10 protein-coding genes and 1 pseudogene are annotated in these 15,383 nt (G+C 57.6%); 8 read left to right on the top strand and 3 right to left on the bottom strand.

Annotated elements, in window-relative coordinates:
• Nucleotides 1-177: 177 nt before the first annotated feature.
• From ACYP5B_RS16735 to herA, 7 genes and pseudogenes are all read left to right on the top strand, one after another.
• Nucleotides 178-297 (top strand): annotated as a pseudogene (locus ACYP5B_RS16735) (IS4 family transposase); the annotation flags it as partial.
• A 312-nt stretch (nt 298-609) separates the two neighbouring features.
• The gene (locus ACYP5B_RS16730) at nt 610-1,158 is read left to right on the top strand and encodes a DUF2726 domain-containing protein (protein ID WP_459570447.1); all 549 of its coding nucleotides are present in this window, start codon (nt 610-612) and stop codon (nt 1,156-1,158) included.
• 9 nt (nt 1,159-1,167) lie between these two features.
• The gene (locus tag ACYP5B_RS16725) at nt 1,168-1,548 is read left to right on the top strand and encodes a DUF4124 domain-containing protein (protein ID WP_459570445.1); all 381 of its coding nucleotides are present in this window, start codon (nt 1,168-1,170) and stop codon (nt 1,546-1,548) included.
• Nucleotides 1,549-1,855: 307 nt separating this feature from the next.
• Nucleotides 1,856-2,980 (top strand): metallophosphoesterase family protein, encoded by a 1,125-nt coding sequence (locus tag ACYP5B_RS16720; RefSeq protein WP_459570444.1) that lies wholly within the window; start codon nt 1,856-1,858, stop codon nt 2,978-2,980.
• Nucleotides 2,977-5,613 carry an AAA family ATPase gene (locus tag ACYP5B_RS16715; protein WP_459570443.1) on the top strand — a complete coding sequence of 879 codons (2,637 nt, stop codon included), beginning with the start codon at nt 2,977-2,979 and terminating at the stop codon, nt 5,611-5,613. Before ACYP5B_RS16720 ends, ACYP5B_RS16715 begins: the two co-directional genes overlap by 4 nt.
• A gap of 111 nt (nt 5,614-5,724) precedes the next feature.
• Nucleotides 5,725-6,960, top strand: a complete 1,236-nt coding sequence (locus ACYP5B_RS16710; protein ID WP_459570442.1) for a DUF4297 family anti-phage-associated protein — start codon at nt 5,725-5,727, stop codon at nt 6,958-6,960.
• Nucleotides 6,957-8,726: an anti-phage-associated helicase HerA gene (gene herA / locus ACYP5B_RS16705; protein WP_459570441.1), complete on the top strand. Its 1,770-nt coding sequence runs from the start codon at nt 6,957-6,959 to the stop codon at nt 8,724-8,726. The genes ACYP5B_RS16710 and herA overlap by 4 nt, the downstream gene beginning before the upstream one ends.
• A 526-nt stretch (nt 8,727-9,252) precedes the next feature.
• Here herA and ACYP5B_RS16700 read toward each other — a convergent pair.
• Together ACYP5B_RS16700 and ACYP5B_RS16695 are read right to left on the bottom strand one after the other, a co-directional pair.
• Complete coding sequence (locus ACYP5B_RS16700) at nt 9,253-11,025, bottom strand: AIPR family protein (RefSeq protein ID WP_459570440.1); 1,773 nt, start codon at nt 11,023-11,025, stop codon at nt 9,253-9,255.
• Nucleotides 11,026-11,477: 452 nt separating this feature from the next.
• On the bottom strand, nt 11,478-12,236 hold the full coding sequence (locus ACYP5B_RS16695; protein WP_459570446.1) for an NYN domain-containing protein: 759 nt from the start codon (nt 12,234-12,236) through the stop codon (nt 11,478-11,480).
• Nucleotides 12,237-13,505: 1,269 nt separating this feature from the next.
• Here ACYP5B_RS16695 and ACYP5B_RS16690 point away from each other — a divergent pair.
• Nucleotides 13,506-13,703 carry a hypothetical protein gene (locus tag ACYP5B_RS16690; protein ID WP_459570439.1) on the top strand — a complete coding sequence of 66 codons (198 nt, stop codon included), beginning with the start codon at nt 13,506-13,508 and terminating at the stop codon, nt 13,701-13,703.
• Nucleotides 13,704-13,843: 140 nt separating this feature from the next.
• On the opposite strand, the gene ACYP5B_RS16685 is transcribed toward ACYP5B_RS16690, so the two are convergent.
• Nucleotides 13,844-15,034: a phage/plasmid replication protein, II/X family gene (locus tag ACYP5B_RS16685; RefSeq protein WP_459570438.1), complete on the bottom strand. Its 1,191-nt coding sequence runs from the start codon at nt 15,032-15,034 to the stop codon at nt 13,844-13,846.
• Between the last annotated feature and the right edge of the window lie 349 nt (nt 15,035-15,383).

Here is a 15,383-nt window from a genome sequence, read left to right as displayed (position 1 = left end):
CGGATCGAGCGCAGCGGGTGAGACTTCGGTACAAAATCCTCGAGCCGCCGCATGGTGAACAGGCTTTCGGTGAAGGTGTCGGCGCCGCGCATGAAAAGTCGTAGGGTGTGGAGTTCTCAGATCAACGCTTCAGCCACTCGAAGCGCTGACTTCGGTCGGAGGTATTTCAGCGGCCTGCTAGGTGGGTTCCTTGGGCGGAAGAGCGATGGCGAGCCCGGCGCTAAGACGATCTGGATCGGCATGCAGCGAACAATGGACGCCGCGCTCACCATTCAAGCACTGCGGGAAGAGTCATGACTTCTGTATAAGGAAATGCGTTGGGGGGGGGGCTTCAGTATCCACGAGTTCGCGGAAATTCCAACGACTTCTTCGGCCGACAGCCGACGTCAGGCAAATTCGCCCTAGTGACTGGTTATCGAGTCAAGCGGCCGCCCGACGGACGCAGTTTCTGAGGTGGCGATCGTCGCCGACTGGTCGGTTTCGGCCCGCGAATGGGCGAGCGCCGGTTTCTGCGCATCCCGACCCCTCTATAGAGGGGTGCTGCTAGCCCGCGTCAGCGCTTAGTATCGCGCGATACAACAATAGGCGCAGGAGGGTCAAGTGAACGCGATGCTTGGGTTGGTGTTCCTTTTCACCGTTGTCATCGTTGTCCTATCGCTACTAAAGTCAGCCGATGCAGGCGGGAGTTCCTCCAAGGATTTTCGTTTTGCCCGCAGATCTCCCTTCCTGCGCCAAGATGAGATACAGCTCTACGAACGGCTGACGGCCGCGCTTAAAGATACGCACGTTTTTCCCCAGGTCGCAATGTCCGCATTTGTACAGCAAAAGGGAAATTCACAGGCCGCCAGGAATCTGTTCGCTCAGAAGTATGTCGACTACCTCATCTGTGAGCGCACGACGATGCAACCGCTCTATGTCATCGAGCTTGATGGCGCCTCGCACGGTAGCGCTAAAGCACAAAAGCGTGACAAGCAAAAGAATGCCGTTCTTGCATCGGCTGGTATCCCGATCAAGCGCTATACCTCCAAGGACGTCGATCTGGGGACCATCCTCAGCGACTACATCAGTATTATGTCGCCACAGCCGACTGAAGGAGTGGCCCCGTCAGGACCAGAAAAAAAACGAAAGCTGCGGGCCGAACGGGCACCTGTAGCCTGAAGTTGCAGCATGCAGAGATATCTGACAATCGCGATATTCGTCATGGCCACGAATGCCTCGGGCCAGACAATCTATCAATGCCGGAGCGTTGCGGGGCATGTCACGTTGCAGGATGCCCCATGCCAGAACGACTCAAAGACTGAGGTGGTGAGGAAGTCCATCGGCCAACAAAACTTGGAGTATCGCGCCGAACCGTCTTCCTTCTTTGATCCGAAGGGGCAGGCGAGGCTCACCTCGAGCATCGTCTGCCCGTCGCTGCGTCAGTCCTACCAAGCTGCGGTTACCAACTCTGAGCGAGCAATGCTCAGCCACAATCCAGTTCAGATCCAGCAAGCTTCAGAGGCAGTACAGCGAGCCGGTGGACAAGTATCCAGGTACCGATGCGAGTAACAATTCGCCGAACCCACCGCCGAGATTCGCCACCAAGAGCCTTACGCGGGCGCTTCCATGCGGCAGGCGACGGCCGAGGACAACCCGTTGCGGTCCTTCGACATACGCAGATTGATGACCGCTTTGCAATGCAGGAGCTGACGCACCAATATAAAGGGAGCACGAAGGGACGGTTTTCAGTAACGCAGCTCGACTGGCGCCATCTCACTTTGCTTTCAAGTGTTAAAGTAGGAAACAAGCAGCTTGAGCGCTAAGCCGCTGTCACCAAGCCAGTGCCCGCATAACGAAAAGTCATGGGAGGAACATCTTGATTTCATTGCTCCATACGGCGGATTGGCAGATCGGTCGGGTGTTTTCGCGGTTCGAGCTTGACGATGCTTCGGCTCTGTTCGAGGCCCGGTTCGCCGCCGTAGAGCGCCTGGCTGCGATAGCCGCTGAGCGCGGCGTCGATGCCGTCCTCGTGGCGGGCGACGTCTTTGACGCTCAGACCGTCGCCGACAAGACCATCCGGCGACTGTTCAATGCGATGCAAGGCTTCACTGGCGCGTGGGTGCTGATGCCTGGCAATCACGACGCCGCGCTGACCGAGTCGGTCTGGACTCGAGCGCGTCGTATAGGCGCCATTTCCAGCAACGTCATCTGCTGCTTGGAGCCCAAGCCCGTTGTCGTGGCGGGCAAGTTCACCTTGCTGCCGGCCCCGCTTACTCAGCGCCACACGCATAGCGATCTCACCGAATGGTTCGGCACGGTGCCTGGTAGTGACGGGTTGCCTCGGATCGGTCTCGCGCATGGGTGTGTGCAAGGGATCCTTCCTGAGGATATCGACTCTGCGAATCCGATTGCCGCTGGTAGAGCGCAGGATGCTGGGCTGGCTTACCTTGCGCTGGGTGACTGGCACGGGACGAAGCGCGTCGACGACAGGACTTGGTATGCCGGCACGCCGGAGACGGACCGGTTCAAGGCCAACGATTCAGGCCAGGCGCTTTTGATCTCCATCGCGTCGGAGGGTGCCATCCCCGTTGTCGAGCCCGTGCGAACGGGGAAGTTTAACTGGCGGCAGCTAGAGACACAGCTGGCTGTTGCCTCCGACGTGGACGGAGTTGTGGACATCCTGAACGCGATGGGTGGCGACGACGTCCTGCAGGTACGAGCCTTTGGCACCTGCAATTTGGCGGGACACCGCAAGCTCAGTGCGGCACTTGATGCCGCGCGAGCCAAGGCGCGGGCCGTGGTGTGGGACGGCGCTGAGTTGCGCTTGGAACCCACCGAAGAGGACATCCAATCGCTGCACGCTGACGGCTTCGTAGGCGAGGTGCTGAAGGAATTGCGCACAGAGCAGAGCGGCACTGAGCCCGAAATCGCACGGGACGCGCTTCTTGCGCTGGCTCGCATCCTCGACGCTCAAGGGCGTCGCTCGGGAGCTGGCGCATGAAGCTCAAACGCCTTCGAATCGAGAACTTCAAGCGTTTTTGCGCTCCGCTGGAGCTCAACGATCTGACTGGTGGCCTCAACCTGTTCGTCGCCCCCAACGAGTCGGGCAAGTCCACCGTGGCCGAGGCGATTCGCGCCGCATTCTTCGAGCGTCATCGCTCGAACTCGGTGGATTCGCTTCGGCCTTGGAGCGATAGCTCGGCGACGCCCACCGTCGAAATCGAGTTCGACCTCAACGGCAAGCCGGCCCGACTCATCAAGGCGTTCTTGGGCAAGAAGCGCTGCGAGCTGACCATCGATGGTAAGTCAATGGACAGCACAGCCGCGGAAGACCATCTGGGCGGACTCTTGGGGTTTCGCTTTGCTGGTAAGGGCGCCAGTGCGCCGGAGCACATGGGCATTCCAGGGCTCTTGTGGATCAAGCAAGGCACTTCGTACGAAATCTCGGACGCCGTGCGCTTCGCCGGTGACCATCTGCGAAACGCCCTGGGTGAGTCGCTCGGTGACCTGGCTGCCAGCAGTGGCGATGCCATCCTGAAGGCGGTGGAGGCTGAGCGCAACGACCTGCTTACGCCGTCCACCGGCGCTGCGCGCGGCATCTTCTTGGAGGCTCTCAACCGTCGGTCGGCACTCGGAACCGAACTTGAAGTTCTTCGGGGCGACATCGACGCGTACCGGTCCAGCGTTGATCGCCTGTCGAGCTTGCGCCGTGAGCACGACCGCGACGATGCCGCACGTCCTTGGCTGGCACTGCGTGAGCAGCTAGCTCTCGCCCTGACTCGACTGGACGAAGCCAAGGGGTTGTCGGAAAAGAAGGCCGCCCAGGATTCGGTGCTGAAGCATGCCTCGGCGCAGGTGAACGCGTTACGCAGTCAGCTCCAAACCATGGAGCGGGATGAGGAGGCCTTTGGGCTTCGTCTGAAGAACCTGCAAGCCGCTCAAGAGGGCCTGAATCAGGCCCAAAGTCAGCTGCAAGCGTGGGAGCCGCGCCAGTCGGCTGCGGTGCAAGCCGACGCCAGGGCACGGGAAAGTCTGCACGCGGCGCGTCAGGCAGCCGCTCGCGTAGCGCAGGCAAAGGCCGTTGAAGACCTCTCCGCGCAGGTCGCCACGCTCGAGCAAAGCCAAAGCAAGGCTCAAATCGAACAGGGCAAGCTCACTCGGCTGCAGGCCGAAGCTCAGGCGCTCGCTATGCCTGCCGGTGAGCTTAGGCGGCTGCGCGAATGCTCGGAAGCGCTTCGCACCGCGCAAGCCAGGTTGGATACCGTCGCCACGACTTTGGAGTTCGACCTGCTGCCCAGTGCCAAGGTTCGGATGGCCGAGACGGAGGTGACGGGCTCCAAACGCCAGACCGTCGTCGCCTGCACTGATATAGAAATCGAGGGTGTGGGCCGCATCACCGTCCTGCCGGGCGGCGCGGATCTCGAAAGCCTTGCTCGTGACCGTGACCGTCGGTGCAATGAGCTGGCGTCGATTTTGCAAATGCTGGGCGTTGAGAGCCCAGCCGCCGCTGAGGAGCGTGTGCGGCTCCATGGGCAGCGCACGACTGAGGCCACGGCCTCGGAGACGGTCTTGGCCGCACTTGCACCAAAGGGCCTTGCCGCACTGACCACGGAAGTGGCCGCGCAAACCACGAAGCTTGCCGAAGCCAGACAGTCGCTTGAGGCAATGGCAGTACCCGCAGGAGCCGAGGTTTCGGCGCTCACGGTGTCGCAAGCTGAGTCGGAGGAGGCGGCCGCGCGTGCTGCACTTGATGCTGCTTCCATACGGCTGAACGAGGCGAAGCTGGCCGCCAGCGATGCGAGCGTAAAGGTCAAGGCGGCGGAGGATGAACTCTCGGCCGTCAAGGCGACGCTGAACGACCCGCTCCGGGCGGAGAAAAAGACGGAAGCGAGTCAGGCACTGACTGACGCATTGGCGCACCAGGCGGCGGCTCAAAGCAAGGCCTCCGAGCTCGCCGGGCAACTGCAAACAGTCAACCTGCCGGTGCTCCAGCAAGATGTCGAGAGGCTCGACCGGAGCGCAAAGCAGCTTGAAGCTGCTCACGCCCAGCGTGCCAACGACGTCACTCGACTCGAGGCGGACCTTGAGGCGAAGGGGGCTATGGGGCAGGAGGAAGCTGCCGCCGAAAAGCAACGGGAACTCGAGCAGATGGATCGACGGTGCACTGAGCTCGACCGCCGGGCCAAGGCGCTGGACCATCTGTTGAAATTGCTCAGCGAGAAGCGCTCGGCTCTTGCTCGTCGCCTGCGCACCCCGCTTCAAAAGCACCTCAACCACTACTTGCAGATCCTGTTTCCGGGGGCGCACATCGAGGTGGGCGAGGACCTGTCGCCGGGGCGTATCACGCGGGTGGGGACCAATGGTGCCGAAGGCGGCGAGTTCGAAGAGCTGAGCGTGGGGGCTCGGGAGCAAATGGGCGTCGTGGCGCGCCTCGCGTACGCTGACCTGCTCCAGGCCGCGGGGAAGCCGACCCTGCTCATCCTCGACGACGCACTGGTGAACACCGACCAAGAGCGTCTTGGCCAGATGAAGCGCGTGCTCTACGACGCAGCGGCCCGCCACCAGATACTGATTTTCAGCTGCCACCCGCAAGCCTGGCAGGACCTCGGTGTCGCGGCGCGTAGCCTTGTGTAGGTATTTGCTCGTTGGCAGCGGCTGGTAGTCACCTGTGGCGGATGGCATTCAGGTCGCCGGCCACCTGATGCCGTAGTCAGTTTTCGTGCGCCAATTCACTGAAGAGGAACTATGACAGACCGCGCTGCAACTGCGACCATTAAAGGTTACTTTTACCAGTTCGACCAGACGATCGTGCGCCTGCTCGAAGGGTCTAAGCAGGCGAGTGTGACGGTTGAAGGTATCGAGGATATTGACCTTGATGACGGGGACAAGAGCGCATTCGTCCAGTGCAAGTATTACGAGGGAACCGAATATAACCACTCCGTGATCAAAGATGCGGTGATTCACATGCTAAGGCACTTCCATAAGGCTGGATGCCCGAGCAATCAAACCTTCAAATACCGACTTTTCGGGCACTACAAGGGCGGTCAACATAAACTCATTCTTCCTCTCACTGCTGCCTTTTTAAAAGAAAACTTTCTGACCTACGCGCGCGAAAAAATCGAGCACAAGGTACACGAAGAGCTTTCGATAACGCCTAAGCAGCTTGCCGATTTTCAAGCGCTGCTGGATATCGATCTGAATGCACTGTCGTATGAGGATCAGCAAAGGAAGATCGCCAAGCTTCTCGTTTCTGAAATTCAAGACTGCAGTGCCGGAGATGCTGAAATCTTTTACTATCCGAACGCTATAAACGTGATTCAGGGCTTGGCCATCGAAGCCGATGAGGCAAAGCGAAAGATCACCAGAAGTGGATTTCTCAAGGCTGTCAATCGTAAAGAAATAATATTCAGCTCGTGGCTGCAACAGAAGTTCGGCAATGACTACTATGCGAAACTGATTCGGCGGAAATTTTTTAAGTCGTCGACGCCGAAAATGCCGAAAGCATCGAGGATTTTCGTGATTGACATGACCGGCGAATATGAGTTGCACAAGGCGGCGGGGATGCTCGCCAAGCTTGGCGAATTCTTCTCGCACAAAGAGCACGGGAGAACCCCACAGCAAGATAGGTTTTGTCCATATGTGCTGTTGCGGGGCGTCGCTCCAGCGGATTTGATCGAGCTCAAGGCGAGTCTGTTGAGACAAGGGGTCAAATTCAGCGATGGCTACCCCTTCCATGGAGCGGATTTCTCTGCTGCATCGCTTGTCGCCGATCCGACAAAGGAGAACCTCTACCGGGTCAAATTTATCCCAGCGCTGGATCAATTGGCGCTAACCGCCTCGGTGATTACTGGGTCGGTAGTTGCAATCTATGACCTCTTCAAAGCGGCGCCTTTGGACGATGCATATCTTCCAAAAGGCATAGCTCACTATACAATCAAGAGTAGCAATTCGTATTTTGTACAGGAGGTCATGCAAGCATGAGTAATTCCAGCGAAATTAAGGCGGAAGTTATTGCTGTCTTCCCTGACAAGGTGAAGATCTCGGTGAGCGATATTGCAGCGTTCTCTGACGGAAAAAGCATCCGGGTCGGTTCATACCTGCGGATCACCGACAGTGAAGACTGCGCGCTGATAGCAATCATCGAGAACTTCTGTATCGAGGTGACGGACAAGTCGGAGCGCCGCCACGTCATTGAGGCGCTGCCTCTCGGCATCATTGCCGACGGAAAGTTCATCCGTGGTGGTGACACGCTCACTATCCCGCCAACGGGGGTGGCGCCGGCGACGGATGCCGACATCAAGAAGATCTTCGAAGATTCGGTCGAGCCTGCTAAGAAGTTTGTATTCAGCTCGTTGGTGTCGAATTCCGAAATCAAGGTGCCGGTGGATGGTGATCGGTTTTTCAACAAACATATCGCTGTTGTAGGCTCGACGGGCGCAGGAAAGTCGCACACAATCGCAAAAATAATCCAGTCGGCTGTCGGATCGAAAAATGGTGAATACGCGCTAAATAACTCTCACGTTGTCATCTTCGATATCCATTCCGAGTACAAATCGGCCTTCCCGGACGCAAACTTTCTCGATGCGAGCAGCCTAACTCTTCCGTATTGGCTCCTCAACAGCGAAGAGCTCGAAGAAGTGCTCCTGGATACCGGCGAGCGCGACAACTACAACCAGTCGGCGGTGTTTCGCCAACTGGTCACCGAGAACAAGAAGAGGCATAACGCCGGGGCAAAGTTCGTCTTCTACGACAGTCCGCTGAAGTTCGATATCCGTCAGGTGCTGAACGCGCTGTTCAACATCAAGAACGAGACCGTGAACTCGAAGAACGAAGCGCGGTACATGGTGGCGGACGGCTCCTACACGCTACTAGCTGAAGGCAAGACGGACCCAACCCACGGCCTACAGTTGGACGCGGATCAGCGCCTCGACAAGTATTTCGCGGATCGACTCGCGTTCCATCCGACAAAGGCTCAGAGCATCACGGCCGGCAGCTACGCAGACAAGTCGCTCGACAAGTTCTTCACTCGCTTCGAGTCGAAGGTCGCCCAAGATCGGCTTCAGTTCTTGTTTGGCCCAGCAGCGGATACGGCGACTCTTGAAGGCACGCTGATGAGCCTGATCGGCTATGGAGCCAAGCAGTCGAACGTCACCGTAGTCGACCTGAGCGGCGTGCCCTTCGAGGTGCTCAGTATCACCGTCTCGCTGATCTCCCGAATCCTGTTCGAATACGGCTATCACTACAAGGTGATGAGGACCAAGGCGAACGAGCCAATCAACACCGACGCTCCGCTCCTGCTAGTCTACGAGGAGGCGCACAAGTACGTGCCGAACAGCGACCTTGCCCGGTTCAGGGCCTCGAAGTTTTCGATCGAGCGCATCGCGAAGGAGGGGCGGAAGTATGGCGTCACGCTCCTGCTTTCAAGCCAACGGCCATCGGAGATTTCCGAGACGATCTTCTCGCAGTGCAGCAACTTCCTGGCCATGCGGCTGACGAACCCGGGTGACCAAAGCTACGTCTCGCGGCTGCTGCCGGACACGCTCGGCAATTTGTGCGAGAAGTTGCCGACCTTGGGGGCAGGAGAGGCCTTGCTTATCGGCGAAGCGGTAGTCATGCCTTCGCTGGTCAAGGTCGCGCCTTGCAGCCCAGCTCCGTCGTCCACCGACATTCCGTACTACCAGCTGTGGAAAGAGGAATGGAAGAAACTTGATTTCGAAGGCATCAAAAAGACCTGGCTCAAAGAGTGAGCGTCTACTCGCCGCGCTCATAGGCCACGGATCCGTATGAATGCGCGTGGCCGAGCGCAGCCCATTGCCTTGATGTATAGGTCGTACAGACGATATGCCTGTTTAGGAGAGGGGCCTGCCAGCGAGTGCTCCTGCTCCTGCACGGTTCGAGCAAACTGTCAAGATCAGTCTGGGTCGGACATCTGCGACGTGTCTAGTGTGTTGCATCGACGGGTTGAATCCGCAGGCCGTTTTGGTCACTCGAAGGATGAGTCGCCCCCCCCGATTGGCTATGCACTATCTGAGGCGAACCTTGCCCGGCCGCAGCGGTCAATATTGAAAACACACCATTATCGATAGTTTGAAAGGTGGCGGTGTCGTAGCCCCCGAAGGAAACGAGTTGACTGGGACGATCAGTCCCTTCTCGAACGGTTGAAGTTGTCAAACTGAGCGGCCGCAGGCAACACCAAAGCTGACAGCCACAGTTCCCATGAGTAGCTAGCTTGTCGCCACCCTTGCAGATCGTCGTCTATCCTTTTTCAGACGATCAATCCGCTTGCCAACGATACTCGAAGGCTTCCGCGTCCAATACCAGGGCCTCGCATTGCTCCTTCGCCCCCATTTCCGGCAGCATTGTGAGCTGTGTCTGGATGACGTTGGTAATGCCGGCCAGACTACTCTTGGCCTTCATCCAGTTGTTCGGGCTGAACACCCGATTTGCGGGCAATATTTCGTTGGCAGCGTTCTGCAACGCCATATTCAACGCCTTGCCTGCAAATTTTACAACCCAGTGTGCAATCCCCTTGTCCTTGGCGTGCCGCAACGCAACGTCCGGAGCCGGCACGCGATCTGAAAATTTGCTCGCAACTGAGAAATACATGGAGACCGCGTAAAGATGATGAAATGGCGCATAGGACCGCATCGCAAGTAGCGTCTCGTTAAATCCCAAGGGGTTGTCTTTCGACCATTGCGCGTCAATCAAGGTCATCCAATCCTGAAGGGCCTGAACCTTCTCCGGCGAATAGTCCCGCTTGAAAAGCTGCTCGAAATACTTGTCGAAAATCTTTGTTTCACTGTAGGCAATGTTCGGCCGCTGCGAGTGCCACGCCATCAGGTTCTTTCCCAAACGGGACAAATCGACAACCTTACTACTGTCCTTATCGGCGGGAGCAATTTCACCTCGTTTGGTAAGAAATGTCCCATTTGGGAATCGCTGTTCAAAGGCCTTCTTGAGCGCCAATACTCTTTTATCGTTGCTGCGAAGATCGCGTGGCTTGACGGTCGATTGGGAGTTGGTCGACGTGCTGATCTTGTCAGCGCGATCATGCTGCGGAATCTCGTAGAAGCGGAACATCACATAGGTGTCTGCCAGTTTCTTCACCTGTTCGCTACACGACAGAATGGTGGTGAGAGACTGACATCCATTCACGACGCTGAGCCCCTGCATCTTGAGTTCATCGCCATCAAGATTCATCTGGCTGCAAATGGCAGTGATTCCGTTGTGGAAGAAGAAAAAATCCCGATGACGATCACTGTAAATCGTGGACTTGATCTGCTTGTTGACAGAATTGCTCAATCCGAGCGATTGACGGACGTTCTTCTGAAATAACGCACCATCCTTGATGCCCGGAAAATTCAGGCACGACTTCAGCGGAATAGCCGCGAGGACGACCGATGTCTCAGCCATCTTCATCGAAACGTACTTGCCATGCTCCAGGGCGAGCTTGTGGCTGATGTATGGCTTCTCCTTTTCCAAGGCCAGATCGTAACGGCGCTGTAACTCCTCCGGATCCACCAGCGTTAGGGCTGCGGACAGGTCCTCCGACTCGGCAAGGGACTTCTGAAACACCGCAAGGTCCTTGTGCGCAGCCTCGGTCAGGTTTGACGTCACAATCAGCTCGAAATGGATGTCATACCCATCTTCCAGTGCTGTCGCCAGATCCGCCAACCGTTGCTTCAGCTTTGAATTGGCATTTTCCTGAAGCTTGGCGATGTCTTTGAGCTGAGCCCAAGACGACAACACCTCACGCAGCGGCTCTGCATCAACTAGGGAGTTTTCAATAAATTTTCCCTGAAGGATGTAAGCAATCGACTGCTCATCGTCGATCACGATGGCATCGATCTGCTTGTCATCCGCGCCATCGGTAACGCACGCTTTGGTCTGGTTGGCGTCCTGTCCATGGATATTTCGCACATACCACGCAACGAACCGTTGCCCGTCATTTGGAAAATTCTGTTTGTAATAATCCTGCGTGATGTCGCTCTGAATCATTTGATACATCGTCACTCTCTCGCCGTTTGTTCTTGTGGTTTTGCTCAAGCTCCGCCTACCTCATATCGCCTGCGGAAATTCGGAGTGGTCGATCACCATGCCCAAGAATGAAGTCCTTGAGCGCGCGATCATTGTCAAAATCGAAGCTTACGAACACCCGCGGCTTTGCCATTCTCCCCTCCAAATATTGTGCGCGGACTACCTTGCCGGTGAGTCCGCCAAGGACCGCGCCGCCCAAACCTGGTAAGAGCGCATTGCCGATCAACGCGCCTAGACCAACCGCCGCCGCCGCCTCCCCGCCTGAAAAATCTCGGCGCGATGAACGGCACAGAATTCATCGCCAGATCGTGGGCGATTTAGGCAGCGAAGCCCCCGTCTTCGTCTGCGCTGCACATCGTCTCATATTTTCCTCGCCGATGTCTTGTTTGCCGCCGAAGGTAGATCTGAGTCAGCTCGGCTAGCACGGCAGCCCGAAACGAATGCCTCGGTGAGGGGTTAGATTAGTTCTCCACCCCATCCGATTTAGGTTTCAAGCTGACCCAGAAGCCAGTGCCGTTTAGATGGTTCATGACCAGGTCTGGGTAGGTGCGAATCATGTCAGACAGCGCGGCATGGCCGAAAGCCTTCGGGGAGAATCCGGGATCCGTGCGTTTGAGGTACTGACCCAGGGCGCCCAAGCCAACCCAGCCATCTGGTGTGTCGCCGGCGAGAAGGGCAACGGCGTTTATCACTGCCTTGGGGCGCCGCTTTGTCGGGGGCTTTGCAGGAGCGACGGCAGCCTTCGGTTTTGCCGGGTCTGCTGGCTCGGCGACAGGCTCTGGCGGCAACCACTCGAAGAACTGATCACTGGCGTTGCGCAGGGCATCCGGCGTTTTGCTTTCCCCAACGATATGCACGGTGGCGCCGCGTTCGCGGAGCTTACGGCACAGGTAGGCGAAATCCGAATCGCTGGTGACTAGGCAAAACGTATCGGCGCGAGTGTCGAACATGGCCTCCATCGCATCTAGTGCCAGGGCGATATCGGCGGTGTTCTTGCCTGCAGCATACTGATACTGCAGACAAGGGGTGAAGGCGAGGCGAACCAGGGCTTCCTGCCACCTGTGCGCAAGTGTGGCATGGTTGCCGTACCCTCTACGAAGCACTACGCGACCAAACTGTGCCACGACGCGGAGGGCATACTCAAGTATCTCTGGAGTCGTGTTGTCGCAGTCGACCAGCACCGCAACCCGGGCGTCCAACCCGACCGATTGACCCGTCATCGCTTCCACCTTTTGCATTGTTATTCCAGCATCATATTGACGGTCAAGGGTGGTTGTCCAGAAGTCTGCCTGTCCCACAGTACTGCTACTCGCGGCGGTCGAGGTGGAACGGCCAAATCTTCGAGATTTGATATACCTCGTATATCGTGAGTGTGCCGCGCCACCATGCCGGCCAATTCAACCGCTCGGCAAGAGCCTCGGCCTGCGCCTGCCCCAATACGTTGTCGAGCGCGCCGGACTGGCTGCCGGCGACAACCTAGACGTCCGTCTACTAGACTCCGGTGAAATTTTGATTCGCGCGGTCAAGGCCGGTGGCGGCCTAGCCGCAGAATACAGCGTTGTTCCCGGTGGGCGGTCGCCACAGACGCACGAACGAGCCTGAATTAGAGTGATAGCCCTGGTAGCCCGTGCTCCCCTGGTCTCCCATTCCGTAGATATGAATCGGCGGGGGACCGGTCGATGAGCCTAGGTGCTGAGAGTTGTTGAGGTTCAAAGGGCGGTCAGCGCTGGGCAAGGCGTGGAGCATTTTCGCGTCGGGTAGTTCTCGACATGCAGGAACCGTATGCGCGTGCCGCTTTCCCAAACTGGCCCCCGTTCTCACGGCAACCCCACTGACGTAGGGGGGGGCGTTGGACGCGGCTTCGGCGGTAAAAGGTTGCCTCGTACCCTCCAACCCGACTACGACGAATGCCCATCCCAAGAATCAATTCCGGCGCCGCCGCGCTTGTCCTGCTCTTCGCCGCTAGTGCGGCGAGCGGCGCCACCTGCTTTTGCGACGCCTACGGCAGCTTGGCCTGCCTCAACGGCCAGGGCCAGTGCGTCACCACCCGCACCGGCGAAGTTCGCTGTGCCCAGCCCGGTGGCGGTATCGCGCTTGACCAGTACGGCGACGCCCGATGCGGGGTAGGTCAGTGCGTAACCGACGGCAGGGCGTCGTGCCGTGCTCGAGCAGTTCGGGCGGTGCGGCCGGCTACGATGCGGCTGGCGCTGCCGTTTGCGATGCCGGCTGCCGACCTGGCAGTGGCACCCTTTGTTCGTTGCCGCGGCGGTAGAGCGAGATGTCATTCTCTGAGATTTCTTCCGTTGCGGTTAGCCAGCTGGGCGCGGCCCCATCAGGGAAGCGACTGCCGGAGCTGAAAGCTCCGGCACCACAGGTACGTCCGATACCTCGCGATTCTTCAGCGTTATGACTCAGAGCTTTCGGGGATTGCTGCGCTGTTGAAACTGGCAACCGGGATTGGGTCAGGCACATGACCAAAGGAGAACACCATGGCAGTGAACTCATTTCGTCCGCGCAAGTATGAAGACCACGAAATTGTGGACGAAAATCATCAGGTCGTTGGGCATATCCGTGTGAAGCCTAGTGGCGTGCACTGGTCTCCAAGGAATGGGAAGGACTGGTATGGGGTGTCGTTGAAGAAGTTCGCCGAATTTATGGAAAGCAACGGCAGCAAGAAGAAAAAGTAGCCTTGTTCGACTGCTGTGTTGGTACGCGTGAGCCGCGGAGGCCGCTACACCGCCACAGTTGGTCTCCGGGTGTTAGTCCCTGCGGCAGCCGCTACAGCGCCACAGGGAGCTAATGCAGCGGCCTAGAAACCGCTACAGGGCTACAGCATCTGCTCGCCAAGATCGTGTGGCATGTGGGGTTCCTCATACGGGTCAACGTAGACACGGCTTATGCCGTTCTCAATGCCCATCCGGTCGCAAAGCTCGTTCCATTCGTTGAACATGTTCAACGAATGGAAAAGCTGTGTATCGCGTCGAATTTCCTCAGGAACCGGCACGAAGTTCTCGGGGGCTAGGATGTCACCGAGCTGCACCGGCACCTCGATTTCGCTCGGGGGGCGGCCGCCGATGTTGATTGAGTAGTTCTCCCTGAGGAACTCGCGGTGTCGGCCAAAGGTACGTTCATTGTGGTCAAAGTAGGGGAGCATGTCGCCGCCGTTCTGCCAGAACGCTACCGTACCCCTGTACCGCTGCGGTATCTCCCAAAGCTCCTCATGGCGCAACCGCGCACGCAGACTACCCCGCAGATCGTATTTCTTGATGAGGTCAAGGAACATCTCGGCGAGCACGGTCGGACTAAGGTGGCGTGGTGTCACATCTTGCCCTGTGAATCGGGATTGATTGGCAAGGTATTTCTGGCGGAATACTGCCTCAAGTCTGACATTTGAGGCTGCGAGTTGGCTGAGCATCCCAGCGGTTTCATTCTCCGGGAGCACGAGCTTTTTCTTGCGCTGCTCGATTTCCGCCGCTTTGTCATATCCCTTCAAGGCAGACGTTTGCGAGCCTTGGTCGTAGTAAAAGCTCTCGCTGTGGTACAGCGCCACATTGATCCCGCAGCGGATACCGGCGCAGGCCAAGCCGTTGACGACTGCTCCTACACTCATTCCCTGCGGGACACGCAGCATGACGGGAATATCGACTCGGGTGACGGTGATACCCTCCCCGCGTGCAAACTCGCGGGCCCGTTCCAACGGGATCTTTATTCCGTGCCAGTCCTTTACGGCCTTCATCATGGAGAACGCGGTCATGACCATATCGTTGGAGCTAACGATGTTGTGTTCCTGAAAGTGGGCCGCACAGCTTCCTTCAACGAGTAGCCGCTTCCTGCTCTTGACGTGCTTGACGCTGAGCGTGCGGCGGCCTGACGAGGACTTCATATTCCCGTGATCAGTGGATCGGGTTTGATTGTCCTGCTCTGTCCAAACACGTGTTGGCAAGTCGGCGTTAATCCCGTCCACGGCAAGCCCAACGGTATCGAGCATGACGCAATCTTCTATTTTCGTGAAATTCATACAGGCTGTATTTTCGCAATGAAAGAGGAGTACATATTCAAGCTGGTATCCGATGGCTAACAGTGCCTGCTATCAAGCTGACACGTATAGCTGATCTACGCTGGCATACCGCCATACAAAGTACTTACATAGTTACGGTATTACATAGTTACGGTATTACATAGTTACGGTATTACGTTAATGCCGCCTGTACTAAACCGCTGACGCGGTAGTGGGAGGGAAGCGGAAGTCAGTGCCTGCGTTCGGTCAGGATGGTTGTCTGGTGCCGGGACCAGGGAAGGGATGAGCCGGCGGCCGGGAGCAGCATGGAGGTGCCCGACCGGGCATTCCATTCCCTGTTCCCAGGAGG

Source organism: Cupriavidus sp. 8B (genome assembly GCF_054589115.1).
Note: the sequence above shows the minus strand (reverse complement) of the source record. Positions and strands in the feature narration are given on the sequence as shown.